The organism is Mycolicibacterium diernhoferi, from assembly GCF_019456655.1.
GTDB lineage: Bacteria > Actinomycetota > Actinomycetes > Mycobacteriales > Mycobacteriaceae > Mycobacterium > Mycobacterium diernhoferi.
Window position 1 is genome coordinate 3699033 of sequence record NZ_CP080332.1, and the last position, 25040, is coordinate 3724072.

Consider the following 25040-nt stretch of genomic DNA (forward strand, 5'->3'; position numbering starts at 1 on the left):
TCAGTCGTCGGAAGGCTTCACCGCCAGAACGGGTTTCGGGCATTCCAGGATCAGCTTCTGCGCGACGCTACCGAGCAACAGCTTGCCCACCGGGCTACGGTGCCGGATGCCGATGACCAGTAACTGCGCGGCCGGGCGGTCCATCGCCGCCAGTAGTTCCGCGGCCGCGTCCACACCGACCGGCTGCGCCAGCTCGAACGACACACCGCACTCCTCCAGGAGGGCCTCCAGGTCGTGGACCTCGCCGGCACCGGCAAAGCGCGAGTCCACGTACGACTCCCCCGACGTCGAGTTGATCACCAACAGGTCGGTGTCGCGCAGTTTCGCCTCCGCGATGCCGTGCTCGAGCGCGGCATAACCGAATTGGTCTGCGGTGTACCCGATCACAATCATGAGTTCGCAGCCTTTTCCTTCTGGTCCCGGTCATCCTCGACGATCAACAGCGTCTCCTCACTGCGATGCATCAGCCGCAGCACCAGCGGCGCCAGCAGCAGCAGCGCCATCAGCACGTAGGTGACGATCGCCACCGGTTCGGTGAACAGATTGCTCCAGTCCCCGCCGCCGAGTTGCAGACTCTGCCGCAGCTGCCGCTCGATCCGCGGACCCAGGATCACCCCGATGATCAACGGCAGCACCGGAAGCCCGAACCGGCGCATCATCAGCCCCATCAATCCGAAGATCAGCAGCAACAACAGATCCAGCGGCTGCAGGTTCACCGCGAACGCCCCCAGCGCGGCGAAGAACAAGATGCCCGCATACAGGTAGGGCCGCGGCGTACGCAGTAGTTTGGCCCACAGCGGCGCGAGCGGCAGGTTCAGCGCCAGCAGCATGGCGTTGCCGATGAACAGGCTCGCGATCAGCGTCCAGATCAGCAGCGGTTCCTTGTCGAACAGCGTCGGGCCGGGCTGGATCCCGTAGGACACAAACGCCGTCAGCATCACCGCCGCGGTGGCATTGGTGGGCAGACCGAGCGACAACATCGGCACCAAAGTCCCTGCGGCCGAGGCATTGTTGGCCGCCTCCGGCCCGGCTACACCCTCGATGGCGCCCTTGCCGAACTCCTCGGGATGCTTGGACAGCTTCTTCTCGGTGATGTAGCTCAGGAAGGTCGGCAACTCCGCGCCACCGGCGGGCAAGGCGCCGAACGGGAACCCGTACGCCGTCCCGCGCAGCCACGGCTTCCAGGACCGCTTCCAATCACTGCGCCCCATCCACGGCCGCCCGACCGGGATGACATCGGCGGGACGACGGCGCAGATGCGCCGCCACCCACAGCGCCTCACCGACCGCGAACACCGCCACCGCGATGACCACGATGTCGATGCCGTCGGCCAGCAGTGGCACCCCGAAGGTGGCGCGCGGTTGACCGGTCAGCGAGTCGATGCCGACGATGCCGATCGCCAGGCCCAGCAGCAGCGAGATCAGCCCGCGGACCTTCGAGGATCCCAGCACCGCAGTCACCGCGACCAGCGCGAACAGCATGATCGCCAGATAGGACGGCGCGCCCAGGGTGACCGCGAATCGGGAGACCGCCGGCGCGAAGGCGGCCAGCAGCACGGTGCCGATGGCCCCCGCGATGAACGAGCCGATGGCGGCGGTGGCCAGTGCCTGCGCGGCGCGACCGGCCTTGGCCATCTTGTTGCCCTCGATCGCGGTGATCACCGACGACGATTCACCGGGTGTGTTCAGCAGGATCGACGTGGTCGACCCGCCGTACATACCGCCGTAGAAGATTCCGGCGAACATGATGAACGCCGCACTGGGGCTGACGTTGTAGGTGATCGGCAGCAGCAGTGCCACCGTCATCGCCGGACCGATGCCGGGCAGCACCCCGACCGCGGTCCCCAGCAGCACGCCGATCGCGGCGTACAGCAGGTTCATCGGTGTGGCCGCCTCGGCGAACCCCTGTAGCAGCCAGTCGAAATTCTCCATCTACAGAATCCCATCCAGGATGCCTGCGGGCAGCGGGATTCCGAGCCCGGAATAGAACGCGTAGAAGCTGACCAGCGCCAGCACCACACCGATCGCGATGTTGCGCAGGTAATGCCGGCTGCCCAGCACGGTGGCGCAGCCGGCGAAGAACAGTGCGCTGGTGATCGCCCAGCCGAGCGGGTTCACCAAGACGATCAGCATGACGAACAGACCGATCAGCAGGCCCACCGTCCGCCAGTCGCTGGGCATGTCGGGGTCGACGTCCTCCCCCGCGTCCGCCTCGCCGGTGGAGCCACGCGGGATCGCGATGGCCAGGATGACCGCCATCACCAGCAGGCCCACCCCGATGACGATCGGGAAGAAGCGCGGCCCAACGGGATCCACCTCGGCGTAACCGCCCGGCATGGTCAGCGCGTCGTAGAGCAGAAATGCACCGACGGCCACCATCACCACACAGACGACGTACTGCGCGTAGTCGGGCCGTACCCGCGCGGCCACTTCCGGTTCGGTACTCACACCAGCCCCAGATCCGTCAGCGTGGTCTCGACGCGCCGGTCCTGCTCGGCCAGGAACTCCTCGAATGCGGGCCCGGTCAGGAAGGCATCGGTCCAGCCGTTCTTCACCAGCGCCTCCTTCCATGCGTCGGTCGCGTGCAGCTCTTCCAGGATCTTCACCATGGCCGCCCGGTCCTCATCCGAAATGCCGGGCGGGGCAAGGATTCCGCGCCAGTTGGTGAACGTCAGGTCGATGCCGGCCTCGCGCAGGGTGGGCGCGTCGACGCCTTCGACCCGTTCGTCCCCGGACACCGCGAGCACCCGCACCTGACCGGATTCGATCTGGTCGACGTACTCACCGAGCCCCGAGGTGCCGGCCGCGATCTTGTTGCCCAGCAGGGCCGTCAGCAGATCGCCGCCGCCGTCGTAGGAGACGAAGTTGACCTTGGTCGGATCCACGCCGACGGCCTTGGCGGTCTCCATCGGGAACAGGTGGTCCGGGCCACCGGGGTTGGAACCCCCGCCGACGGTGACCTTGGTGGGATCGGCCTTCCACGCCGCGACGAAGTCCCCCACCGTCCTGAACGGCGAGTCAGCGGGCACCAGGATGCCTTCCTGCTCCTCGACCATCTTGGCCAGGGCGGTGGCGTCCGAGGCGCGCGCCGTCGAACCGTTGGTGAAGACGGCCCCCACCACCCCCAGCCCCATCATCATCATCAGGTCGCCGTTACCGCGCTCGTTCATCAACCGGGCCATCGCGACCGTGCCACCCGCGCCGATCACGTTGAACACCTCGACGCGGCCGGTGATCTCGTCGTCCTCCATGATCTTGACCGCGGTGCGCGCGGTGAGGTCGTAGCCGCCACCGGGGCTGTTGGGCACCATCATGCGCAGCCGGTGCAGCCCGGTCTCCTCTCCGCGGGTCACCCCGCAGCCGGTAAGCAGGAGCGCAGCGATCAGGGCGATCAGCAGGCCCCGTGTCGCATGACGCCGTTCGAACATGTCGTCCCCAATCACTTGTGTGTGATGCTCAGCAATACTGAACACCGACCGTGACCCAGGTCACTCATGTGGACGCAAAGGAAGTTGTGGTCATTAAGAACACGAGCTGGAGCCGCAGCCTCGCCGGGCAGTTCCTGGCGTTTCAGCTGGTGGTGGTCGCCATCGTGCTGATCGCGGTGGCGGCCGTCTCGGTGGCGCAGTCGACCAGCGAGTTCCGCGAGGTCCGCGGCCTGCGGATGATCGCGGTGGCCGAGAACATGGCCTCGACGCCGATCGTGCGGGACCGGTACTCCGATCCGTTCGCGGACGAGTTCCTCGCGCCCGAGGTCGACCGGGCGGTGGCGCTGTCCGGCGCCAGCCTGGCCGAGATCCTCGGCCCGGACGGCACCGTGCGGGCCTCGTCCGACCCGGCCCGCATCGGGGCGCAGACCGACCTGGGTCCCAGCCGCGCCGACGAGGGCCGGGCCTGGTTCGGGGACGCCGAGGTGGACGGCATGCACAGTCTGATCGGGCAGGTGCCGATCCTGTCCAGCGACGGTGACGTGCTGGCGGTCGCCTCGGTCAGCGAGGGCTATCCCTCGCTGTGGCAGTCCCTTGCCGGCGCCGGGGAACGCCTGGTGGTGTACCTGGGCCTGGGTGCGCTGCTGGGGATGGCGGCGTCCTGGCTGTTGTCGCGGCGCATCAAACGGCACACCCGCGGGCTGGAGGTCGCCGAGATCGCCGGCCTGGCCGATCATCGGGAAGCGTTGCTGCACAGCATCCGTGAGGGAGTGGTGGCGGTGAACCCGGATGGGGTGATCACGGTGCTCAACGACAGCGCCCAGGATCTGCTCGGGATCGGCGCCGACGCCGTGGGCCGGCGCGCCGACGAGGTCGGGCTGGAACAGGCCGTCGTGGACTTCCTGCTGTCCCAGGCGAACAACCCGAACGGAAACGGTGCCGACGAGAACGATGTGGTGATCGCCACCCGCAGCCGGGTGCTGGCACTGAATCGGCGCGCGGCCAACAGCCAGGGGCGGCGCATCGGTACCGTGACCACGATGCGCGACAGCACCGAGTTGGCGGCCCTGCAGGCCCAGTTGTCCTCGCACCGCAGCGTCACCGACACCCTGCGGGCGCAGACCCACGAATTCGCCAATCAGTTGCACACCATCTCCGGGCTGGTCCAGCTCGGAGAGTTCGATGCGGTGCACGAGCTGGTCGGCACCCTGACCCGGCGCCGGGCAGAAATCAACGACGCTGTCACGCAACGGGTTTCCGACCCCGCGGTGGCCGCACTACTGATCGCGAAGACCTCGCTGGCCGGGGAGAGCGGGGTGACGTTGACCCTCGACGAGGACAGTCGGCTGCGCGCCCTGCCACCCGCCCTGGCCACCGATGTGATCACCGTGCTGGGCAATCTGATCGACAATGCCGTGGACGCCTCGGTGGGTTCGGCGTCCGCTCGGGTGACCGTCCGGATCGAGGACACCGACGGTCTGCTGATCGCGGTGACCGATTCGGGTCCCGGTGTGCCGCTGGCGCTTCGGGAATCGGTGTTCGCCCGCGGGGTGACCTCCAAACCCGACGGCGCCGGCGGGCCCGCGGAGAAGCGAGGGATCGGGCTGGCGCTCGTACGGCTGGTGACCGCCCAGCACGGCGGGCACGCGCAGATCGGTGACGCCCCCGGCGGCGGCGCGTCGTTCGTGGTGCGGCTACCGGCATCAGCTTTGGCCACGGGGGCACTGGGGGCGCCCCGTGCGTGAGGTGCTGATCGTCGACGACGATTTCATGGTGGCCGAGATCCACCGGCGGTTCGTCGAACGCATCGAGGGCTTTGATCCGGTCGCGGTGGCGCGCACCGGCGCCGAGGCGCTCTCCGCCGCACAGGAGCACCAGCCGGACCTGATCCTGCTGGATGTGTACCTGCCCGATATGACGGGCCTGGATGTGCTGCACCGGCTTCGGGCCGAGGGAGATCATGTCGGCGTCATCATGATCACCGCGGCCCGCGAGCTGGACACCGTCCGCGGGGCACTGGATGGCGGCGCGGCCGATTACCTGATCAAGCCCTTCGAGTTCGCCCAGTTGCAGGCCAAGCTGGCCGCCTTCGCCGCCCGGGCGGATGCGTTGGCCGCCGACGGCGGCGCCGACCAGTCGATGATCGACGCCCTGTTCGGCGGCCCGGCCGCGGCCCCCACGGCGGAGGCACTGCCCAAGGGGCTCGGCGCGGAGACCGGACGGCTGGTCCTGGAGGCGGTCGGCCGGGCCCAGGAGGTCTCCGCGGCCGAATGCGCAGACCTGGTCGGGATCTCCCGGGTCAGCGCCCGCCGCTACCTGGAGCACTATCTCGCCGCCGGCCTGCTGGAACTGCGTCTGCAGTACGGCGCGGGCCGCCCGGAGCGCCGTTACCGCCCGGCCGGGTGACCGCCCGCATCCCGGATAACGGGATGCCACTCGCGACGGTGTGCCAAGATCCGCGGATGACGACCGCTACCCGGTACGCCCTCGCCATGCTGACGACCCTCTCCCTGCTGGCGGGATGCTCGGCCGCCGACGAACCGCAGAACCCGGCGCGCCCGGATTCCGCCGCGGCCGACACGGTGTCGCGGATCGTCGAGGACGCGATGGAACGCGGCCACCTCAAGGCCGTCATCATCCGGGTCACCGAGGACGGCCGGGAGGTGCTGACCCGGGCGTTCGGCGAGTCCATGACGGGTGTGCCGGCCACCCCCGCCATGCACTTCCGCAACGGTGCGGTCGCGATCTCCTATGTCGCCACCCTGCTGCTGAAACTGGTCGAGCAGAACACAGTCCACCTCGACGACAAGCTGTCGACCTGGCTGCCCGACACCCCGCACGCCGATCAGGTGACGCTCGGCCAGCTCGCCCAGATGACCTCCGGGTACGCCGACTTCGTGATCGGAAACGAGGAGTTCCAGAAGGCCTACTACGCCAATCCTTTCCGGCAATGGGAACCCGAAGAGCTGCTGAGCTTCGCAACATCCAAGCCGTTGTACTACCCGCCGGGCACCAACTGGAACTATGCCCACACCAATTACGTGCTGCTCGGGTTGGCGCTGGAGAAGGCCACCGGACGCGATATGCCCGACCTGCTCACCGACGAGGTGCTCGGACCGCTGGGGCTGACCAACACCGCCAACTCCTATACCGCCGAGATCCCGACGCCCACGTTGCACGCATTCACCTCGGAGCGCCGGGAATCCCTCGGCATCCCCAGCGGGACAGAGTTTTACGAGGAGTCCACCTACTGGAACCCGTCCTGGACGATCACCAACGGCGCCATTCAGACGACGAACATCCACGATATGGCGGCCACTGCCGCCGCGATCGGTTCCGGCGCGCTGCTGTCCAGCGAGTCCTACCAGAAGATGATCGCGCCGGACCTGCGCGGAAAGACATCGGCCCAGCCGGGCTGCCCCACCTGCGCACCGCAGACCGTGTTCTACACCTACGGGATCGGCATCGTCCGCTCAGGTTACTGGCTGCTGCAGAATCCGTTGTTCGCCGGGCAGGCGGGCGTCGCGGCGTACCTGCCCGCCAAGAAGCTTGCCGTCGCCATCGCGGTCACCTACCTGCCGGAGGCGTTCGATGACGCCGGCAACTACCCCAACGAGGCCGACACGTTGTTCCGCAGGATCGGCGCCGAACTGGCCCCCGAGGACGCTCCCCCGACACCACCGGGCTCGCCCGGGTAGGTTTGTCCGGTGGCGCCGAGAGTCCTGTTCCTCTACAACGATCCGATCGCCCCCGAAGCCATGCTCGGCGAGGCGTTCACCGACGCGGGATATGACGTGAGCACCTTCGAGGTGGTACCGGCGTCGCGCGTCGGTGACCCGGCGTTCGACGTACACTTTCCCGACCCGACGCACTATGACGTCATCGTTCCGCTGGGCGCACGCTGGTCGGTGTACGACGACGCGCTGCGCTCCACCTGGGTCGGCGCGCAGACCCGGATGATGCTCGCCGCCGCGGACGCCGGTGTGCCGACGCTCGGTGTCTGCTTCGGCGGCCAACTACTGGCCCAGGCCTTCGGCGGCAGTGTTCAGCGCTCCGATGCACCCGAAATCGGTTGGTATGAGGTTGAATCCGATCAGCCCGAGCTGATCCCGCCGGGGCCCTGGTTCGAATGGCATTTCGACCGGTGGACCGCCCCGGCGGGCGCCATCGAGGTCGCCCGTACCCAGGGTGCGGCACAGGCTTTCGCGCTCGGCCGGGCGGTGGCCCTGCAGTTCCATCCCGAACTCGACCCCGCCCTGCTCGAACTCTGGCTCGAGGACGACCTGGAGGCCGGGGAGGCCGCCATGATCGGTCGTACCCATGACGAACTGCGTTCGGCCACCGCGCAACTGCACGACGACGCGGCGCGGCGCATCCGGCATCTGGTACACGGATTCCTGGCCTACACAGCCCGTCCGCCGTGCCCCAGTTCGTGAGCCAGCGCGGCCTCGATCTGCGGGCGGCGGAAAGTATGACCACGTCCCTGTAGCTTGGCCGGCACCACCCGCTGATCGGCTTCGGCAAGTTCTTGTGCGCCTTGGGAACCCAGCAGCAGCCGGGGACCGAAGGACGGCACCGGCAACTTCGCCGGGCGGCGCAGCACCCGGCCGAGCGCCGCGGTGTACTCGGTGTTGCGCACCGGTTCCGGCGCCACCGCGTTCACCGGGCCGGTCAGCCGGCTGTCGTAGAGCCCGCGGTGGTAGACGTCGAGCAGATCATCCAGGCCGATCCAGGCCAGCCACTGGTCGCCACTGCCCAATCGGCCGCCCAGTCCGGCGGCGAACAGCGGGCGCAACAACCGCAGGGTGCCGCCGCGCGCCGATTGCACGACGCCGGTCCGCACCTTGACCACGCGCAGCCCGCCGGCCACGGCGGGTTCGGTCGCGGCCTCCCAGTCCGCGACCACATCGGCCAGGAATCCCTCACCCCGGGTGGCGTCCTCGGTGAGCAGCGAATCGCCCCGCTCGTAGCCGTAGTACCCGATCGCCGAGGCGCTGATGAACACGCTCGGACCGCCTGCCCCGCGCGCGGCGACCTCGGCCAGCGCCCGGGTGGGCTCGATGCGGCTGTCCCGGATGGCCGCCCGGTGCGCGTCGGTGAACCGCCCCGCGATCGACGCACCGGCAAGATGCACGACGGCGTCCACCCCGGCCAGCAGATCGGGCGCCGGATTCCGGGGATCCCATTGCCGCTCATCGGCATTCACGGGCGGCCGGCGCACCAGCCGGATGATGCGGTGGCCGCCGGTGCTCAGGAACGCGGTCAACGCATCCCCGACCAGGCCACTGGCGCCGGTCACCGCGACCACCATCGGTGACAGGCCCGCCGCTCGATGCGCGGCCAGGTCCTGTGCCAGCTGGGTGTGCCGGTAGTCGAACATGGGGCGCAGCGCCGCAGCCGGGACGACGGCGTCGATGCGGTCGTACAACCGGGTGCCGGTGCCCGCTTCGGTGAACTCGTGGGTGTGGGTCCAGGTGCCGATCACCCGGGCCGGCCAGGAACTGGGCCCGTCCGTGGACAAGGTGTCGACGAACCGGTGTGGCGGATCGAATTCCCCCGGCTGGTGCGCCGCCACCCAGCGCAGCCCGCCGGGCAGTCCGAGCACCGCTCGGCCGTCGGCCAGATTGTCGGCCTCGGCGATCACCTTCATCGGCTGCCAGGGCGGCACCAGGCGGCGCATCGCACCGGGCCTGGTGTGCCAGGCGAAGACCTCGTCGAGCGGATGGCCGATGACGCCCGTGTATTCGATGCCCATGCGTGATTGCTCCCCTCCGCGCCGGGGTACCCCCGGGTCGTATCGCAGAAACTGGCCGAAAGACCGGACCGAACTCCCATGCCCAGACGCCACCGTGGTGGCCATGCCATCAGTTTCCAGAATCGCCGGGCCGCCGGCCGGGCGCTGGCCGGCGAGTTGTCGCATCTGGAAGGCGAACCCGGGTTGACGGTCCTGGGGCTGGCGCGCGGGGGCGTCCCGATCGGCTGGGAGGTGGCGGCCGCGCTGAACGCCCCGCTGGACGCGTTCCTGGTCCGCAAGCTCGGCGTGCCGGGCTGGCCCGAGCTCGCGATGGGGGCGCTCACCACCGGTGGCACCCTGGTCCGCAATGACGAGGTGGTCCGCAACCTGGACGTCACCGAGGAACAACTGCGGCAGACGATCGAGCGGGAATCTGCGGAACTACAGCGCCGCGAGGCGGCGTACCGCGGGGATCGCCCGGCTCCGGAGGTCCGCGGGCGCACCGTGATTCTGGTCGACGACGGGATCGCCACCGGCGCCAGCATGCTGGCAGCGGTACGGGCGGTGCGCCGAGCCGGTGCGGCGCGGGTGGTGGTCGCGGTGCCGGTGGGCGCCGCGGCGGCATGCCGCCGGATCGGTGCAGAGTCCGATGAGCTGGTCTGCATCAGCACACCGGCGGACTTCCAGGCGGTCGGGCAGGTGTACGAGGACTTCACCCAGACCACCGATGCGGAGGTCTGCGCGCTGCTCGCCGATCAGCCCCGGCACGCGGAGCCGGACAGCTAGTCCTTGGCCGGGGTGTCCTTGGCCGGGACGTCCTCGGACGGCACCTCGGGATCCGGTGAGATCTCCACCGCGCCACCCGCGTCCTCGTCCGTATCGGAGCCGTCGGCACCGGGATCGGTCACATCGACATCGACGGCTTGCTCCGCTTCGGTTTCCGGTTCGGCCACCGGCCCGGCACCTGATTCGGGCTCGGCCTCGGACTCCGGCACGGTTTCGTCCAACTCCGTCACCGGTTCGTCCGGGTAGTCGTGCACCTCGTGCTGATCATGCGCGCCGGCCTCGTCGCCTTCTGCGTCGTCGGTTGCGGCCGCGCCGGCGTCGCCGCCGTCACGACGGGAACGCAGCGCATCGGCGATGAGCAACAGCACACCGATGACGCTGGCGCCGATGCACACCCAGGCAATCAACTCGTTGCTGGTGACGACGGCGGCCACCAGTGCGGTCAGACCGATGACGGCGAGGACGAGCGCGATGATCAGCATGGATCGTATTCAGCCGAGGTACGGGCCGTCAGTTGCTGCCGCGGTTGAACTGATTGAAACCGCCGCCCTCGTTGCCCGCCGAGGAGTCGACCGGCGCGGCGGAACCGCGCTGGCCCAGCTCTTCGAGCTGAGACTCCAGGTAGGTCTTGAGGCGGGTGCGGTACTCGCGCTCGAAGGTGCGCAGCTGTTCCAGGCGACCTTCCAGCACGGTGCGCTGCTGGTTGATGGTGCCCATGATCTCCGAGTGCTTGCGCTCGGCGTCGGCCTGCAGTGCGTCGGCCTTCTCCTGCGCCTGACGCAGCTGCGTCTCGGAGCGGGTCTGGGCGTCGGACAGCAGCGCGTCGGCCTTGGCGCGTGCCTCGGCGACCGTGGTCTCCGCGGTCTGCCGGGCCTCGCCGACCATGGCGTCCGCCTGGGCGCGCGCGTCGGCGAGCAGCTTGTCGGACTCGGCCTTCGCGGTGCTGGTCAGGCGGTCCGCGGTGTCCTGGGCCAGGCTGAGCACCTTGGCGGCCCGCAGATGCGAATCCTCGGACACCGGTGCGGCCGCGGCGACAGGCTGCGGGGCCTCGTACACGGGCTGAGCCGGCTCGGGCTCGGGCTCGGGCTGCGGCGCCTGGTAGGGGGGAATGGTCTGCGTCGCGGCGACGCCTCCCCCGGAGCGCGCACCGGCGAGCTCCGAATCGAGCTCGGACACGCGCTGACGCAGGTCGGCGTTCTCCTCGATGAGCCTGGTCAGCTCGTTCTCGACCAGGTCGAGGAAGGCGTCTACCTCGTCCTCGTTGTAGCCGCGCTTGCCGATCGGCGGCTTACTGAAAGCGACGTTGTGAACGTCGGCTGGAGTGAGCGGCATTGTCTGCCCCCTTGAGTCTGGACCGTCAACCGGTTTCGAAGTGTAGAGCGTCAGTAGGAAGTAACTGGCGTCCATCCTGTCACAGCAGACTCTACGGTTGCAGAGGAGGTTCGTAATTAAGAATGAATTTCAATGTTCTCGTTACCTGCGCCGAACGCCTCACGGCTGCGTCTCACCCGGCTCTGAGCACCGGATTCACCGGGAAAACCGTCAGCTGAGAGCGCTCGCGGCGGCCCCGAAGGCCAGCTGCATGCCGATGAAGGCGAGCAGCAACAACACCATGATCGACAGATCGAATCGCACTGCACCGATGGTCAGCTGCGGGATGATCCGGCGCAACAGCTTCACCGGGGGGTCGGTGACGGTGAAGATCAGCTCCAGCACCACCACCGTCGCGCCCCTGGGTTGCCAGTCGCGACTGAACGAGCGGATGAACTCGACGACCACCCGGGCGATGAGCAGCAGCCAGAAGACGAACAGCACAAAACCCAGGATTTGGAAGACCATCGACAACTGAGCCGACCTCACTACTGCTGATTCAGCGGGCAGGTACCAGACAGGTACGGGGAACATTCGAGCAAACGGGTCGGACGGGCCGACCCTGGACCTCAGCCTACCTGGCAGGCCGAAGGGGCTCGGGTGGCCCGTTACTGGTAGGAGTAGAACCCGGCCTCGGCGATCCGGCGACGCTCCTCGGCGCTGACGTCGATGTCGGCGGGCGAGAGCAGGAAGACCTTGGTGGCGACCTTGTCGAAGGAGCCGCGCAGCGCGAAGGCCAGGCCGGCGGCGAAGTCGACCAGACGCTTGGCGTCGGCGTTGTCCATCGACACCAGGTCCATGATCACCGGGGTGCCGTCGCGGAAGCGCTCACCGATGGTGCGGGCCTCGCTGTAGTCCTTGGGGCGCAGCGTGGTGATCTTGGCCAACGGGCTGCCCTCCTCGAAGAGCGCCGCCATCCGGCGGGGCTCCATCGCGAGCGCACTCGCGCCACGGGTCGGCGCCGCGAAACGCGGCGCCGGACGGTCGAACTCGGGACGGGGTCCGCGCAGCCGGCCCTCGAACCGGGGCGCGTCGCCGTAGCCGCCGCGGTAGGCGCCGGGAAGATCGTCGTACTCGCGGGCGGGCATGCGGTCGTCGAAGGCGCGCGGCTCCGGGCGGCCATAGCCGTCTTCCTCGAAGCGCTCCTCGGCGGCGCGGCGCGGATAACCGCCACGCGCCGAACGTTCGTCGTCGTAGTACTCGTCGTCGTAATCGTCCATCGGCGCCATACCGAAGTAGGCCTTGACCTTGTGCAGAGTGCTCATCGCCTGCCCCTTTAACGACTTGTGACTGTGTTGTTTGTGATGAAGATGTGACTGGAGTGACTACTCAGGGTGACGTTAGAGGACGTTGCCCCATCAACGCGGTTCCGACACGCACACAGGTGGATCCGTATCTGACAGCGATCTCCATGTCCCCGGACATGCCTGCCGACAGTCCGAGCCGCTGCGAATAGGACTGCTGAACCCGGTCGCGCTCGGCCTGCAGCCGGGCGAAGGCGTCCTCGGGGTCCCAGCCCAGCGGCGGGATGCCCATCAGACCCGTGAACTCCAGCGCATCGATGGCATGCGTTGCGGCACAGAGCTCGTCGATCAGATCGGGCTTGGCGATGTCGATCCCGCCGCGGGCCGGGTCCCCGTCCAGGCTGATCTGCAGGTAGACCCGTAGCGGCTCGGTGCGCCGCCCGGCGCTCAGTTCCTGTTCGGCGCCGCCGCCGAGCGCGGCGATCAACCGGGCGCTGTCCACCGAATGCGCGGCGTAGGCCCAGCGCGCGATGGCACGCGCCTTGTTGCGCTGGATATGGCCGACCATGTGCCAGCGGATGGGGTCGGCCGGGAACACCTCCGCGACGTCAGCGACCTTCTTGGCGGCTTCCTGCTCACGTGACTCACCGAATTCCGAGCAGCCCAGCCGGTGCAGGATGACGACGTCGGACGCCGGGAAGAACTTCGTGATCGGGAGCAGCTCGATGTCACGGACCGGGCGGCCCGCGGCCTCGGCGGCAAGCGCCAGCCGGGTCCGCACCGCCGCCAGCGCGCCGGCCAGTTCGACGTCCCGATGGGTCTCGCCGGTCATTCCAGCCACACCAATGACGCCAGCCGGCCCGTCGGCGCATCACGTCGATGACTGAACAGCCGGGTGTCCTCGACGGTGCAGCGCGGATCGATGTCCACGGCCTTCACCCCCAGATCCGCGAGCTGTCGCGCCAGTCCGGCGCGGATGTCCAGACCGGGTGTCCCCTTGGCGGTACGGCACCGGCTGCCCGGCAGCGCGGCCTCCACCTCGGCGGCCATCTCGGCGGGCACCTCATAGTTGCGTCCGCTCACCGCGGGACCCAGGAGTACCGAGATGCCGGCGACCGACGCGCCCATGTCCACCATCTTCTCGACGGTGCGCGGCACGATGCCGAGTTGGGCGCCGACCCGTCCCGCGTGCGCGGCGCCGATGACGCCGGCGCGCGCATCCGCCAGCAGCACCGGAACACAGTCGGCGGACACCACCGCCAGGGCCAGCCGCCGACTGCCGCTGACCAGTGCATCCGTCTGATCGACCGCGGTGGTGCGGGGTCCGTCCACCACGGCGACGTTGGCCGAATGCACCTGGTTCATCCACACCACGGCGTCCTCGGCCAGACCGAGTGAGGCCGCCAGTCGCTTCCGGTTGGCTGCGACCGCGGCCGGATCGTCACCGACGTGGTCACCGAGATTGAACGTGTCGAACGGACGCGCGGATACACCGCCCGCACGGGTGGTCGTCACGCGCCGAACCCGGACGGACACGGGAATCAGTGGCGCATGAACGGCGGCACATCGACGTCGTCGTCGGAGATACCACCGTCGTCCGGACCGCCGATCTTCACCGTCGCACCGTTGGTCTGCGCCGGGACCGAGATGGCGTCGGCGGGCTCGAACACGCTGGAGCGCACCTTGCCTGCCGCGCCCGGGGCCACGCCCGTGCCCGAAGCGCCTTCGCCGACAACCGGTTTGCGGCTGGGTCCGGCGCTGTCGAAGCCGGCCGCGATCACGGTGACCCGGACCTCGTCGCCGAGCGAATCGTCGATCACGGTGCCGAAGATGATGTTCGCCTCGGCGTGCGCGGCCTCCTGGACCAGCGAGGCGGCCTCGTTGATCTCGAACAGGCCGAGGTCACTGCCGCCGGCCACCGACAGCAGCACGCCCTGGGCACCCTCCATGGAGGCTTCCAGCAGCGGGGAGTTGATGGCGATCTCGGCGGCCTTGAGGGCGCGGCCGTCACCACGGGCCGAACCGATACCCATCAGCGCGGTGCCCGCACCGCTCATCACGCCCTTCACGTCGGCGAAGTCGACGTTGATCAGGCCGGGGGTGGTGATCAGGTCGGTGATGCCCTGCACGCCGTTGAGCAGCACCTCGTCGGCGCTGCGGAACGCGTCCATCAGCGAGACGGCGGCGTCACCCATCTGCAGCAGCCGGTCGTTGGGGATGACGATGAGGGTGTCACAGCTCTCGCGCAGCGAGGTGATGCCGTTCTCGGCCTGGTTGGAGCGGCGCTTGCCCTCGAAGGAGAACGGCCGCGTCACCACGCCGACGGTCAGCGCACCGAGCTTGCGGGCGATGGTGGCGACGACGGGTGCGCCGCCGGTGCCGGTCCCGCCACCCTCGCCGGCGGTCACGAACACCATGTCCGCGCCGCGCAGCAGCTCCTCGATGTCATCCTTGGCGTCCTCGGCGGCCTTGCGGCCGACCTCCGGGTCGGCGCCGGCGCCCAGGCCACGGGTGGAGTCGCGGCCGACGTCGAGCTTGACGTCGGCATCGCTCATCAACAACGCCTGCGCGTCGGTGTTGATGGCGATGAACTCCACGCCCTTGAGTCCGTGCTCGATCATCCGGTTGACGGCGTTCACGCCGCCGCCGCCGATGCCGACCACCTTGATAACGGCGAGGTAGTTATGCGGGGGGGTCATCGCGGTCGCCCTTTCCTGCCCTGAATGTCGATGTCTGTGAGCGAAACCCTCAACCTCAACCATAGGCTTAGAGTTATGTCAAGTAGTTCCGTGCAAACAGAACGGTAGGGCGACCCGGCGCAGGATCACCGCAGGCGCGCCGAAACGCCGTGACAATTTCTCTTTTCCGGCACCCGTTCCGGGCACGAGCTACTTGACGGTCGGCAGATCCGGGCTGGACACGTCGTAGACCTGCCCGGGCTGGGTGAGCAGCGCAGCGAGCTTGAGCGCCTTCTCCTGGGTGCGGTCGGTGGTGCCCCACACCACTTTCCGGCCGTCGAACATGATCAGGGTGATGGCCGCGACCGACGGCGCCTCCACCCGGCTCACCTGACCCGACACCTCCGGCGGCAGCGAGATGAGGACCTCGAGCGCGGCCTTGGTCGCCGGATCGTTGGGCCCCGGGGTCTCGGTGTCTATATAAGGAAGGCCGGGCGGCGGCGGGGCGGTCACGAAGTCGACGCCGTCGCGGTCGAACAGGTGCGGCCCGTCCGGATAGTCCTTGACCACCATGGGGATCCGCTCCTGCACGGTGATACGCAGCGTGGAGGGGTACTCGCGCTGCACCCGGGCACTCGCGACCCGCCGGATGGAGGCCACCCCCTCGGCCACGGTGTCGGTGTCGACCTGCAGCAGCGGCGTCCCGGGTGTGACCCCGGCCGCCTCCCGGACCTCGTCCTCGGTGATGGCGACCAGGCCGGTGATCACCGTCGTCCGCACCGACATGATCGGTGTGAAGTAGAGCAGCAGGCCCGCACCCACCGCCAGTACCGCGATCAGCGCCGACCACATCAGCACCTTGAGCCCGCGGATCACCCCGCGGTGCGACGGTTTCGGCTGCTGCTCGGCCTGCCCCAGAGCGCGGCGCTTGGCCTCCCGACGGCTCTGTTCGATGGCCATGGCACGGGCCTGCGCGGCCCGGCGTTCCTCACGTTCCCGGCGGGCCCGGCGGCGCGGGCCCTCGAAATCCTCGGCGTCCGCGCCGTCGGGGGCGGCTGCGGGGACTTCATCGGCGGCCGCCGCCTCGGGAGCAGCAGCCTTGGCAGCCTCGCGGGCCGCAGCGTCGGGGGCCGCTTCGGCCGGGGTCGAGGACGTTTCGGGCTCCTCCCGCCCGTCGACCGGGTCGGTCATCTATCGCGCCGTCCGGTCAGCCCGTGCATCCAGGGCGCTGAGGATCTCGCGGGACAGCAGGGTGACGTCACCGGCGCCCATCGTGACGACCACGTCCGACGGTGCGGCCACCGCGGCGACGCGGGCGGCGACGGCGGAGAAGTCCGGGACGTAGTGCACCGGCACGGTGACGTGGTCGGCGATGCTGCGTCCGCTGATTCCGGCGATCGGCTGTTCGCGGGCCGCATAGACGTCCAGCACGAACACCTCGTCCGCGGCACTCAGCGCGGCACCGAACTCGCGGGCGAAAGTCTGTGTGCGCGAATACAGGTGCGGCTGGAAGACGACGATGGCGCGGCCCGCGGATTCGTCGGCCAGCGTGCGCAGCGCCGACAGTGCGGCCGACACCTTGGTCGGGTGATGGGCGTAGTCGTCGAAGACCTTGACCCCCGCCGACACCCCCACCAGCTCGAACCGGCGGCGTACACCCTCGAAATCGGCCAGCCCCTCGAGCACCACCTCGGGATCCGCGCCGGCCTCGGTCGCCGCGAGCAGCGCGGCCAGCGCATTGAGCGCCATATGCCGGCCGGGCACCAACAGCCGCATGGTCCGCGGCGTGCTCTCCCCCGCCAACTGCACTTCGGCCACCGCGCTGGTGCCGTGCTGTTCCCAGCTCAGCAGGGCGCCGGCCAGCTCACCGGATCCCGTGCCGCCGGTCCCGTAGCGCAGCACCCGGATCCCCAGGGCGGCAGTGCGTTCGGCGAGTGCGGCCGCCCCCGGGTCGTCCACACAGACCACCAGGGCGCCGCCGGGCCGCAACCGCTCCATGAACGCGTCGAACACGTCGATGTAGGCCTGCTCGCTGCCGAAGAAGTCGAGATGGTCGGCCTCGACGTTGGTCACCACGGCGATGTCGGGCCGGTACTGCACCAGCGATCCGTCGCTCTCGTCGGCCTCGGCGACGAAGTAGGGGCCGCTGCCGTGATGGGCGTTGGTGCCGGCCGCGCCGAGCTCTCCGCCGACCGCGAAGGACGGGTCGAAACCGCAGTGCTGCAACGCGACGATGAGCATCGAGGTGGTGGTCGTCTTCCCGGCGGTGCCGGTGACCATCAGCGTCTTGTCCCCGGCCATCAGCTCGGCCAGCACCACCGGCCGCAGGATCACCGGGATGCCGCGGCGGCGCGCCTCGACGAGTTCGGGGTTGGTCTTCGGGATGGCCGCGTGGGTGGTGACCACCGCCGTGGGCCCGCCCTCGAGCATGTCCAGCGCCGAGGCGTCATGGCCGATCCGGATCTCCGCGCCGCGGGCGCGCAGCGCGGCGATGCCCCGGGATTCCTTGGCATCCGAACCGGAGACCTGTCCCCCGCGGTCCAGCAGGATGCGGGCGATCCCGGACATGCCGGCACCGCCGATACCGACCATGTGCACGCGCTGCAGTGCCGGGGGCAGGCCCTTCATCGCACGGTCTTCCGGTCGCTGCGACCCTGACGCGCCACCTCGAGCGCCACTTCGGCCACTCGGCGGGCCGCGTCACGGTGCCCGGCCAGCGCGGCGGCGGTGGTCATCTTTTGCAGCCGGTCGGGGTCGGCGAGCACCGGCACCACGGTGTCGGCCACCAGTTGCGGTGACAGGTCGGCATCGTCGATCAGCAGACCGCCGCCCGCGTCGACCACCGGGAGTGCATTGAGTCGTTGTTCACCATTGCCGATCGGCAGCGGCACGTACACCGCGGGCAGGCCGATCGCGCTGACCTCGGCGACCGTCATCGCACCGGACCGGCAGATGGCCAGGTCGGCGGCGGAATAGGCAAGATCCATCCGGTCCAGGTAGGGCACCGCCACATAGCGGACCCCGGGCGCCCCGGACAGGTCGGGAAGTTCCAGGGTGTTCTTCGGCCCGTGTGCGTGCAGCACCGAAATACCCTTGGCGGCAAGCGCTTCGGCCGCACCGGAGACGGCCCGGTTGATCGACTGGGCGCCCTGGGATCCGCCGAACACCAGCAGCACCCGGGCGTCGTCGGCGAACCCGAAGGCGGCGCGGGCCTGCGCGCGCAGCGCGGCCCGGTCCAGGGCGGTGATGCTGGCCCGTACCGGCACGCCGACCACCTCGACCCGGCCGAGGCCCGGATCGGGCACCGCCGAGAGCACGCGCTTCGCGGAGCGCGCGCCGAGCTTGTTGGCCCAGCCGGCGCTGGCGTTGGCCTCGTGGATCACCACCGGTACCGCGGGTCGGCGCGGCCCACGCCGGGCGGCCAGATAAGCGGGCACCGACACGTAGCCACCGAAGCCGATGACCACGTCGACGTGGACGTCGTCGAACACCGCGCGGGTCTCCCGCACCGCGCTGCGCACCCGCAGCGGCAGCCGCAGCAGATCCTTGGACGGTTTGCGGGGCAGCGGTACCGGGGTGATGAGCTGCAGGTCGTAGCCGCGTTCAGGGACCAGCCGGGTCTCCAGACCGCGCTGGGTGCCCAGCGCGGTGATCCGCACCTGCGGTTCCAACTCGGTCAGTGCATCGGCCACGGCCATCGCGGGTTCGACGTGTCCCGCCGTGCCGCCCCCCGCCAGAACGACCGATATCGTGCTCACCCGTAACGCTGACCTTCCAATGAACGGGCTCGTCCCTGTGAACGCGCCTGCTGACCACGGCCCTGCCGTGGCGTTTCGGATTGACCCCGGCGCGCGGCTTTCACCGGCCGGCCGGAGTCTCGACCATCTCCATGATGCCCTGCGCGCCGTGTCGCCCCTTCGCCCGGATGGCCACTTCGGCGCGAACCCGCGGTCTTGGCAGTGCGCGCCGCCTTGCGGGGCTGCTTGGGGCTGCCGGCGCCGCGGGGTTTGCCCGACGCCTTGGCCGGTGATTTGGCGGGGGCCTTCTTGACGGCCTTCTTGGGCTTACCGGCGGAGTTGCCGTCCCTGGTGCGCAGCCGGTCGCGCGCGACCTCCAGGCGGGTGGGCACATAGGGCGCCGGCAGCGGGAGCCGCAACAGCCGGTTGACGCGGTCGTCGCGGCCGGCGCGCAGCGCGGCCACCGCCTCCGGTTCGTGCCGGGCGGCGTTGGTGATCACGCCGAGGATCAACAGGGTGGTCGCCGTCGAGGTGCCACCGGCGGAGATGAGCGGCAGCTGCAGACCGGTCACCGGCAGCAGGCCCACCACGTAGCCGACGTTGATGAAGGCCTGCCCGATCACCCACAGCGTGACCGTGGCGGTGAGCAGACGCAGGAACGGATCGGCCGAGCGGCGCGCGATGCGCATGCCGGTGTAGGCGAACAGCCCGAACAGGCACAGCAGTCCGGCCGCGCCGATGTAGCCGAGTTCCTCGCCGATGATGGCGAAGATGAAGTCGTTGTGCGCATTGGGCAGATAGTTGTACTTGGCGCTGCCCTGGCCGAGGCCGTTACCGAAGATGCCGCCGTTGGCCAGCGCGTAGCGCGCCTGCCGGGCCTGGTAGCCCGAGCCCTGGGCGTCGGCCATCGGGTTGAGCCAGGACTGCACGCGCGCGGAGCGGTAGCCGGCGGACAACGCCAGCACCCCGCCCGCGAGTATCACCGCGCCCACCGAGCTGACGAACACCCGCAGCGGAAGGCCCGCGTACCAGAGCAGGCCGAGCACGATGATGCTCAGCGACAACGTCTGTCCGAGGTCGGGCTGCAGCACGATGAGGGTCAGGGCCAGGCCGGCGGCGGGCACCAGCGGAACCAGCATCTCGCGCAGGCTGGCCTGTTCCATCCTTCGGGCGGCCAGCAGATGCGCACCCCAGATGGCCAACGTGATCTTGGCCAGCTCGGAGGGCTGCATGGATTGGCCGGCGAAGACGAACCAACCCCGGGAACCGTTGGCGATCGTGCCGATGCCCGGGATGAGGACCAGCACCAGCAGCACGATGCTGATCGCAAAGGCGGGGAACGCCAACCGGCGCATCAGCGAGATCGGCATCCGCAGCGCGAGGTAGAACAACACCAGGCCGACGGCGGTCCACGTCACCTGCTTGGCGAAGACCGTCCACGGTGAACCGCCGGTGTCATACGAGTACACCCCCGAGGCGGACAACACCATGATCAGGCCGAGGGTGACCAGGATCGCGGCCACCGCGATGATCAGGTGAAAGGACGTCATCGGCCGGCTCAGCCAGACACCGAAGCGGGTCCGCGGCTGGTCGGTCTTGGTGGTCGTACCCCCAGCCGTTGCGGTGGCGGGTTTCACCGCGGCGGTCCCGGAGGATGTGCCGGTGGATGTGCCGGGACGGCGCAATCGCGACCGCAGGCCGGTCAGTGGATTCTTCACGCGCTACTCACAGAAGTCACAGACGTAACGCCCGCCCCACTAGTCCCCTGCACCCCAGAATCCTCCCCCGTCCCACGGCGTGCGGCGCGGATATCGGGGGCGTGTCGCCCGACCGAAGCGGCCAGCTAACCCGAGTCACGCGCAATGGTCGCGCCGAAGTCTCGAAAACAGCAGATCTGCGCGTCTCGGCGAAGGGGTGAGGTGCCTTACGCGCCGACGACACCTGAGGCGGCGCCTAAGCGCCGACGATGCTGAGCCACTCGCCGTAGAACAACGCCACACCCAGACCACACGCGATCGCGGTCAACAGCCAGAACCGGATGATCACCGTCGTCTCCGCCCAGCCCACCAGCTCGAAGTGGTGGTGGAACGGTGCCATCCGGAACACCCGCCGCCCGGTGGTCCGGAAGGCCAGGATCTGCACCACCACCGAAGTCACCTCGGCCACGAACAGCGCGCCCAGCACCACGGCCAGGATCTCGGTGCGACTCGTCACCGACAGACCCGCGATGATGCCGCCCAGGGCCAGCGAACCGGTGTCGCCCATGAAGATCTTGGCCGGCGCGGCGTTCCACCACAGGAACCCGATGCAGGCGCCCGCGGTAGCCGCGGCCACCAGCGCCAGATCCAGCGGATCACGCACGTTGTAGCAGCCCAGCCCGGGGCTGGTCGCGCAGGAGTTGCGGTACTGCCAGAACGTGATGAGCACGTACGCGGCGCTGACCATGGCCATCGCACCGGCCGCCAGCCCGTCCAGGCCGTCGGTCAGGTTCACCGCATTGGACCAGGCGCTGACCAGGATCACCACGAACAACACGAACACCAGCGGCGGCAACGTCACGGTGGCGATCTCGCGCACATAGGACAGCTGCGCACTGCCCGGGGTCAACCCCTCGGCGTTGCTGAACTGCAACACCAGCACGCCGAACAGCACCGCGGCCGTCAACTGCCCGACCGTCTTGGCGGTCTTGTTCAGGCCCAGGTTGCGGGCCCGCCGGATCTTGATCGAGTCGTCGATGAAGCCGACGATCGCCAGCGCGGTGGCCAACCCCAGCACCAGCAGGCCCGACGCGGACGGGCCCTCCCCGTCGAACGCCAGCCCGACCAGGTGCGTGCCCAGGTAACCGGCCCAGATGCCGGCCATGATGGCGACCCCGCCCATCGACGGCGTGCCACGCTTCTTCTGATGACTGGGCGGGCCGTCCTCACGGATCTCGTGGCCGAAACCCTGCTTGGTGAACAGCCGGATCAGCACCGGTGTCAGGACGATCGAGACGGCCAGCGCGATGGCGACCGCGAAAAGGATCTGCTTCACCGGTGTCAGCCCTCCTCGGCGAGCACGTCGGCCAGCGCACCCAGCCCGGCCGCGTTCGAGGCCTTCACCAGCACGATGTCCCCCTCGGCCAGTTCCGCCCGCAGCAACGCCAGCGCGGCGTCGGCGTCGGGCACCTGGATGGCCTCACTGCCCCACGAGCCTTCCATCACCGCCCCCTGCTGCATGGCGCTCATCGCTCTCCCGGTTCCCACGACTATCAGACGAGACACATCTAAGCGCACGGCGAAGCGGCCGATGCGATCGTGTTCGGTTATCGCCTCGTCCCCGAGTTCGCCCATCTCGCCGAGAACGGCCCAGCTACGGCGCTTCTGCCCGGTCGCCCCGGCGGACCGGCGGGCCATCCACGCCAGGGCCTTCAGCCCGGCCATCATCGAGTCGGGGTTGGCGTTGTAGGCATCGTTGATCACCGTCACCCCGTCGGCGCGGGTGCTGACGTGCATCCGGCGCGCCGAGACCGGCCCGGCCCCGGCGAGCGCATCGGCGACCTGCGCCACGGTGGCGCCGCACTCCAATGCCACCGCGGCCGCGCACAGCGCATTGGACACCTGATGCTCGCCGTGCACGGCCAGCGCGATCTCCGCAGTCTGGTCGCCGGCGTGCAGGGTGAAGCGCGGACGGGCCAGCTCGTCGAGCACCTCGTCGGTGGACCAGACATCAGCGCCGCCGGATCCTCTGGACACCCGCACGACCCGGGCCGCGGTCTGCTCCGCCATCGCCGCGACGGCCGGGTCATCGGCATTGAGTATCACCACACCCGAGGACGGAACAGCTTGCGGCAGTTCAGATTTGGTCGCCGCGATGACCTCGCGCGAACCGAACTCACCGAGGTGGGCGGTACCGACGTTGAGCACCACCCCGATCGAGGGCGGGGCGATCGCGGCCAGCGCAGCGATGTTGCCCGGGTGCCGTGCCGACATCTCCAGGATCAGGAAGTCGGTGTCAGTGGTGGACCGCAGCACCGTCCACGGATGGCCGAGCTCGTTGTTGAACGATCCGGGCGGCGCGACCACCTCGCCGAGCGGCGCCAGCACCGCGGCCAACAGATCCTTGGTCGAGGTCTTACCCGATGATCCGGTGACCCCGATGATCCGCAGCCCACCGGCCACCAGCTCGGCGGCCACCGCCGACGCGAGCTTGGCCAGCGCGGCCAGCACCGCAGCACCCGAGCCGTGCGCGTCATCGTGTTCCAGTGCGCCCGAGGAGGTCGCGGCGGTATCGGCGGGCGGCACGACGATCGCCGGCACCCCCACCGGGCGGGCGGCGAGCACGGCCACCGCGCCCGCGGCCACCGCCCCCGCCGCGAAGTCGTGCCCGTCGGACCGCGCACCCGGCAACGCCAGGAACAACCCGCCCTCGGTGACCTCCCGGGAATCGAACTCGACGGTGCCGGTGATCCGGGTCGCCGCGGCCTGCTCGGCGGTGATGTCGGCCAGCTCGCCGCCGACAATGTCGGCCACCTGCGCCAGCGTCAGCGCGATCATCGGGTCTGCCTCTCCAGTGCCTCTGCCAATTCCACCCGGTCGTCGAACGGGCGGGTGGTGCCCCGACTGGTCTGCCCGGACTCGTGGCCCTTACCGGCGATCAACACCACATCCCCGGCGCGCGCCCAGTCGACGGCGAAGTCGATGGCGGCGCGGCGGTCCCCGATCTCCACGACCTCGGCATCACCACCGATGGCGCCGGCCAGCACCGCGGCCCGGATCACCGCCGGATCCTCGTCACGCGGGTTGTCGTCGGTGACCACGACCAGGTCGGCCAGCCCCGCGGCGACCCGGCCCATCGGTTCCCGCTTGCCCGCATCCCGGTTGCCGCCGGCCCCGAACACCACCGCGAGCCTGCCACCCGCGGGCAGCTGGGCGCGCAGGGTCTGCAGCACCGCCTCCAGCGCCCCCGGTTTGTGCGCATAGTCGACGAGGGCGAGAAAGTCCTGACCCCGGGCGACACTCTCCAGCCGGCCGGGCACCGCCGCCGCCCGCAGCCCGGGTGCGCCCTGCTCCGGGGACACCCCGACCACGTCGAGCAGCGCCACCGCCAGCAGCGCGTTGGCGATGTTGTAGTGCCCGGGCAGCGCGATCTGCAGCGTGTGCCGTGTCCCGGCGGGGTCGACGGCGACGAACTCCTGGCCGCCGTGGCCCACCGCGCGCACCGCGGCGATGGTCCAGTCGGCGTCGGCGTCACCGGTGCTGACTTGCACCGGAGCCTGCGCGCGGGCCGCGATGGCGCGCCCGGCCTCGTCGTCGGTGCACACCACCGCGTGCGCGGCGTGCGTCGGCGAGTCCGGCTCGAACAGCCGGGCCTTGGCATCGAGGTAGTCCTGCATCGTCGGATGGAAGTCGAGATGATCGCGGGACAGATTGGTGAACCCGCCGGCCTCGAACGAGGTCCCGTCCACCCGGCCCAGCGTCAGCGCGTGGCTGGACACCTCCATCACCACGGTGTCCACCCCGCGCTCGACCATCACCGCCAGCAACGCCTGCAGGTCGGGGGCCTCCGGGGTGGTCAGCGCGCTGGGCTCGTCGCGGCCGTCGATGCGGATCCCGACGGTGCCGATCAGCCCGGCGGTCCGGCCCGCGGCGCGCAGGCCCGCCTCGACCAGGTAGGTGGTGGTCGTCTTGCCGGATGTGCCGGTGATACCGATGACCCGCAGCGCCTGCGACGGTTGCCCGTAGACCGCGGCGGACAGACCGCCGAGGACCGCGCGGGGCTCGGGGTGCACCAGGACCGGTGCGCCGAGGTCGGCGGGCAACTGCTCGGCGCCGGCCGGATCGGTCAGCACGGCGATCGCTCCGGCGGCCACCGCGTCCACCGCGAACCTGGCCCCGTGTGCGGAGCCTCCGGGCAGCGCCGCGAACAGATCACCGGGTCGGACGTCCTGGCTGCGCAGCGTCACACCGGTGACCCGGACTTCGTCCGGGTACGCCGCGGCGACCCCGATCCGCTCGGCCAGCGATCGGAGCAGCTCACCGACGGGATGGGAGGGACGCAGCTTCATGGCCTTGCCACAGTACC

General features: G+C 69.6%; 23 protein-coding genes and 1 pseudogene. 5 read left to right on the forward strand and 19 right to left on the reverse strand.

The features are described from left to right. The 4 genes from K0O62_RS17570 to K0O62_RS17585 are packed head-to-tail and all read right to left on the reverse strand — an operon-like array spanning position 1 to position 3427. Entirely contained in the window at positions 1–393 is a 393-nt protein-coding gene (locus K0O62_RS17570; RefSeq protein WP_073854198.1) for a universal stress protein, read from the reverse strand. Continuing rightward, on the reverse strand, positions 390–1931 hold the full coding sequence (locus K0O62_RS17575) for a tripartite tricarboxylate transporter permease (RefSeq protein ID WP_073854196.1): 1542 nt from the start codon (positions 1929–1931) through the stop codon (positions 390–392). Before K0O62_RS17575 ends, K0O62_RS17570 begins: the two co-directional genes overlap by 4 nt. Continuing rightward, positions 1932–2447, reverse strand: coding sequence for a tripartite tricarboxylate transporter TctB family protein (locus K0O62_RS17580; protein ID WP_073854194.1), 516 nt, complete (start codon positions 2445–2447; stop codon positions 1932–1934). Continuing rightward, positions 2444–3427, reverse strand: a complete 984-nt coding sequence (locus K0O62_RS17585; RefSeq protein WP_073854192.1) for a Bug family tripartite tricarboxylate transporter substrate binding protein — start codon at positions 3425–3427, stop codon at positions 2444–2446. The genes K0O62_RS17580 and K0O62_RS17585 overlap by 4 nt, the downstream gene beginning before the upstream one ends. 86 nt (positions 3428–3513) lie before the next feature. Between K0O62_RS17585 and K0O62_RS17590 the strand changes: the two genes are divergently transcribed. From K0O62_RS17590 to K0O62_RS17605, 4 genes are read left to right on the forward strand one after another with little or no spacing between them, the layout of a single operon-like run. After that, on the forward strand, positions 3514–5172 hold the full coding sequence (locus K0O62_RS17590) for a sensor histidine kinase (protein WP_073854431.1): 1659 nt from the start codon (positions 3514–3516) through the stop codon (positions 5170–5172). Then, on the forward strand, positions 5165–5833 hold the full coding sequence (locus K0O62_RS17595; RefSeq protein ID WP_073854190.1) for a response regulator: 669 nt from the start codon (positions 5165–5167) through the stop codon (positions 5831–5833). Before K0O62_RS17590 ends, K0O62_RS17595 begins: the two co-directional genes overlap by 8 nt. A gap of 56 nt (positions 5834–5889) precedes the next feature. Continuing rightward, positions 5890–7125 (forward strand): serine hydrolase domain-containing protein, encoded by a 1236-nt coding sequence (locus K0O62_RS17600; RefSeq protein WP_073854429.1) that lies wholly within the window; start codon positions 5890–5892, stop codon positions 7123–7125. Between the two features lie 9 nt (positions 7126–7134). Beyond that, the gene (locus K0O62_RS17605) at positions 7135–7863 is read left to right on the forward strand and encodes a type 1 glutamine amidotransferase (RefSeq protein ID WP_097934093.1); all 729 of its coding nucleotides are present in this window, start codon (positions 7135–7137) and stop codon (positions 7861–7863) included. On the opposite strand, the gene K0O62_RS17610 is transcribed toward K0O62_RS17605, so the two are convergent. After that, positions 7830–9182 carry a TIGR01777 family oxidoreductase gene (locus K0O62_RS17610; RefSeq protein ID WP_073854188.1) on the reverse strand — a complete coding sequence of 451 codons (1353 nt, stop codon included), beginning with the start codon at positions 9180–9182 and terminating at the stop codon, positions 7830–7832. The genes K0O62_RS17605 and K0O62_RS17610 overlap by 34 nt on opposite strands. A 78-nt stretch (positions 9183–9260) precedes the next feature. On the opposite strand from K0O62_RS17610, the gene K0O62_RS17615 reads away from it, so the two are divergent. Next, positions 9261–9947, forward strand: coding sequence for a phosphoribosyltransferase (locus K0O62_RS17615; RefSeq protein WP_073854186.1), 687 nt, complete (start codon positions 9261–9263; stop codon positions 9945–9947). Positions 9948–10081: 134 nt separating this feature from the next. Here K0O62_RS17615 and K0O62_RS28710 read toward each other — a convergent pair. The 14 genes and pseudogenes from K0O62_RS28710 to K0O62_RS17685 all read right to left on the reverse strand — a co-directional run. After that, positions 10082–10429, reverse strand: a pseudogene (locus K0O62_RS28710) (hypothetical protein); the annotation flags it as partial. A 28-nt stretch (positions 10430–10457) separates the two neighbouring features. Then, positions 10458–11279 (reverse strand): DivIVA-like cell division protein Wag31, encoded by an 822-nt coding sequence (gene wag31 / locus K0O62_RS17625; protein ID WP_073854182.1) that lies wholly within the window; start codon positions 11277–11279, stop codon positions 10458–10460. A gap of 210 nt (positions 11280–11489) precedes the next feature. Beyond that, positions 11490–11792, reverse strand: coding sequence for a YggT family protein (locus tag K0O62_RS17630; RefSeq protein ID WP_073854180.1), 303 nt, complete (start codon positions 11790–11792; stop codon positions 11490–11492). 134 nt (positions 11793–11926) lie between these two features. Continuing rightward, a complete protein-coding gene (locus K0O62_RS17635) occupies positions 11927–12583 on the reverse strand; it encodes a cell division protein SepF (RefSeq protein WP_073854178.1) in 657 nt (218 codons plus the stop codon). Between the two features lie 64 nt (positions 12584–12647). Then, on the reverse strand, positions 12648–13394 hold the full coding sequence (locus K0O62_RS17640) for a YggS family pyridoxal phosphate-dependent enzyme (protein WP_073854176.1): 747 nt from the start codon (positions 13392–13394) through the stop codon (positions 12648–12650). Then, entirely contained in the window at positions 13391–14098 is a 708-nt protein-coding gene (pgeF, locus tag K0O62_RS17645; RefSeq protein ID WP_073854174.1) for a peptidoglycan editing factor PgeF, read from the reverse strand. The genes K0O62_RS17640 and pgeF overlap by 4 nt, the downstream gene beginning before the upstream one ends. Before the next feature lie 5 nt (positions 14099–14103). Further along, on the reverse strand, positions 14104–15261 hold the full coding sequence (ftsZ, locus tag K0O62_RS17650; RefSeq protein WP_073854172.1) for a cell division protein FtsZ: 1158 nt from the start codon (positions 15259–15261) through the stop codon (positions 14104–14106). Positions 15262–15450: 189 nt separating this feature from the next. Then, on the reverse strand, positions 15451–16431 hold the full coding sequence (locus K0O62_RS17655; protein WP_073854170.1) for a cell division protein FtsQ/DivIB: 981 nt from the start codon (positions 16429–16431) through the stop codon (positions 15451–15453). Next, positions 16432–17868: a UDP-N-acetylmuramate--L-alanine ligase gene (murC, locus tag K0O62_RS17660; RefSeq protein WP_073854168.1), complete on the reverse strand. Its 1437-nt coding sequence runs from the start codon at positions 17866–17868 to the stop codon at positions 16432–16434. Further along, positions 17865–18998 carry an undecaprenyldiphospho-muramoylpentapeptide beta-N-acetylglucosaminyltransferase gene (murG, locus tag K0O62_RS17665; RefSeq protein WP_073854166.1) on the reverse strand — a complete coding sequence of 378 codons (1134 nt, stop codon included), beginning with the start codon at positions 18996–18998 and terminating at the stop codon, positions 17865–17867. Before murG ends, murC begins: the two co-directional genes overlap by 4 nt. Next, a complete protein-coding gene (gene ftsW, locus K0O62_RS17670; RefSeq protein WP_073854164.1) occupies positions 18995–20695 on the reverse strand; it encodes a putative lipid II flippase FtsW in 1701 nt (566 codons plus the stop codon). The genes murG and ftsW overlap by 4 nt, the downstream gene beginning before the upstream one ends. A gap of 235 nt (positions 20696–20930) precedes the next feature. Continuing rightward, positions 20931–22010, reverse strand: coding sequence for a phospho-N-acetylmuramoyl-pentapeptide-transferase (gene mraY, locus K0O62_RS17675; protein WP_073854162.1), 1080 nt, complete (start codon positions 22008–22010; stop codon positions 20931–20933). 5 nt (positions 22011–22015) lie between these two features. Beyond that, positions 22016–23512, reverse strand: coding sequence for a UDP-N-acetylmuramoyl-tripeptide--D-alanyl-D-alanine ligase (locus K0O62_RS17680; RefSeq protein ID WP_073854160.1), 1497 nt, complete (start codon positions 23510–23512; stop codon positions 22016–22018). Next, positions 23509–25023, reverse strand: a complete 1515-nt coding sequence (locus tag K0O62_RS17685; protein ID WP_073854158.1) for a UDP-N-acetylmuramoyl-L-alanyl-D-glutamate--2,6-diaminopimelate ligase — start codon at positions 25021–25023, stop codon at positions 23509–23511. Before K0O62_RS17685 ends, K0O62_RS17680 begins: the two co-directional genes overlap by 4 nt. Between the last annotated feature and the right edge of the window lie 17 nt (positions 25024–25040).

Excerpts from the sequence above, each read along its gene's own strand:
- ftsZ (WP_073854172.1), bottom strand. The coding sequence starts at position 15,261 with ATGACCCCCCCGCATAACTACCTCGCCGTTATCAAGGTGGTCGGCATC.
- K0O62_RS17615 (WP_073854186.1), top strand. The coding sequence starts at position 9,261 with ATGCCCAGACGCCACCGTGGTGGCCATGCCATCAGTTTCCAGAATCGC.
- K0O62_RS17635 (WP_073854178.1), bottom strand. The coding sequence starts at position 12,583 with ATGAGCACTCTGCACAAGGTCAAGGCCTACTTCGGTATGGCGCCGATG.
- K0O62_RS17640 (WP_073854176.1), bottom strand. The coding sequence starts at position 13,394 with ATGACCGGCGAGACCCATCGGGACGTCGAACTGGCCGGCGCGCTGGCG.
- K0O62_RS17680 (WP_073854160.1), bottom strand. The coding sequence starts at position 23,512 with ATGATCGCGCTGACGCTGGCGCAGGTGGCCGACATTGTCGGCGGCGAG.
- murC (WP_073854168.1), bottom strand. The coding sequence starts at position 17,868 with ATGAAGGGCCTGCCCCCGGCACTGCAGCGCGTGCACATGGTCGGTATC.
- wag31 (WP_073854182.1), bottom strand. The coding sequence starts at position 11,279 with ATGCCGCTCACTCCAGCCGACGTTCACAACGTCGCTTTCAGTAAGCCG.
- K0O62_RS17685 (WP_073854158.1), bottom strand. The coding sequence starts at position 25,023 with ATGAAGCTGCGTCCCTCCCATCCCGTCGGTGAGCTGCTCCGATCGCTG.
- K0O62_RS17610 (WP_073854188.1), bottom strand. The coding sequence starts at position 9,182 with ATGGGCATCGAATACACGGGCGTCATCGGCCATCCGCTCGACGAGGTC.
- K0O62_RS17600 (WP_073854429.1), top strand. The coding sequence starts at position 5,890 with ATGACGACCGCTACCCGGTACGCCCTCGCCATGCTGACGACCCTCTCC.
- K0O62_RS17655 (WP_073854170.1), bottom strand. The coding sequence starts at position 16,431 with ATGACCGACCCGGTCGACGGGCGGGAGGAGCCCGAAACGTCCTCGACC.
- K0O62_RS17570 (WP_073854198.1), bottom strand. The coding sequence starts at position 393 with ATGATTGTGATCGGGTACACCGCAGACCAATTCGGTTATGCCGCGCTC.
- K0O62_RS17585 (WP_073854192.1), bottom strand. The coding sequence starts at position 3,427 with ATGTTCGAACGGCGTCATGCGACACGGGGCCTGCTGATCGCCCTGATC.
- K0O62_RS17575 (WP_073854196.1), bottom strand. The coding sequence starts at position 1,931 with ATGGAGAATTTCGACTGGCTGCTACAGGGGTTCGCCGAGGCGGCCACA.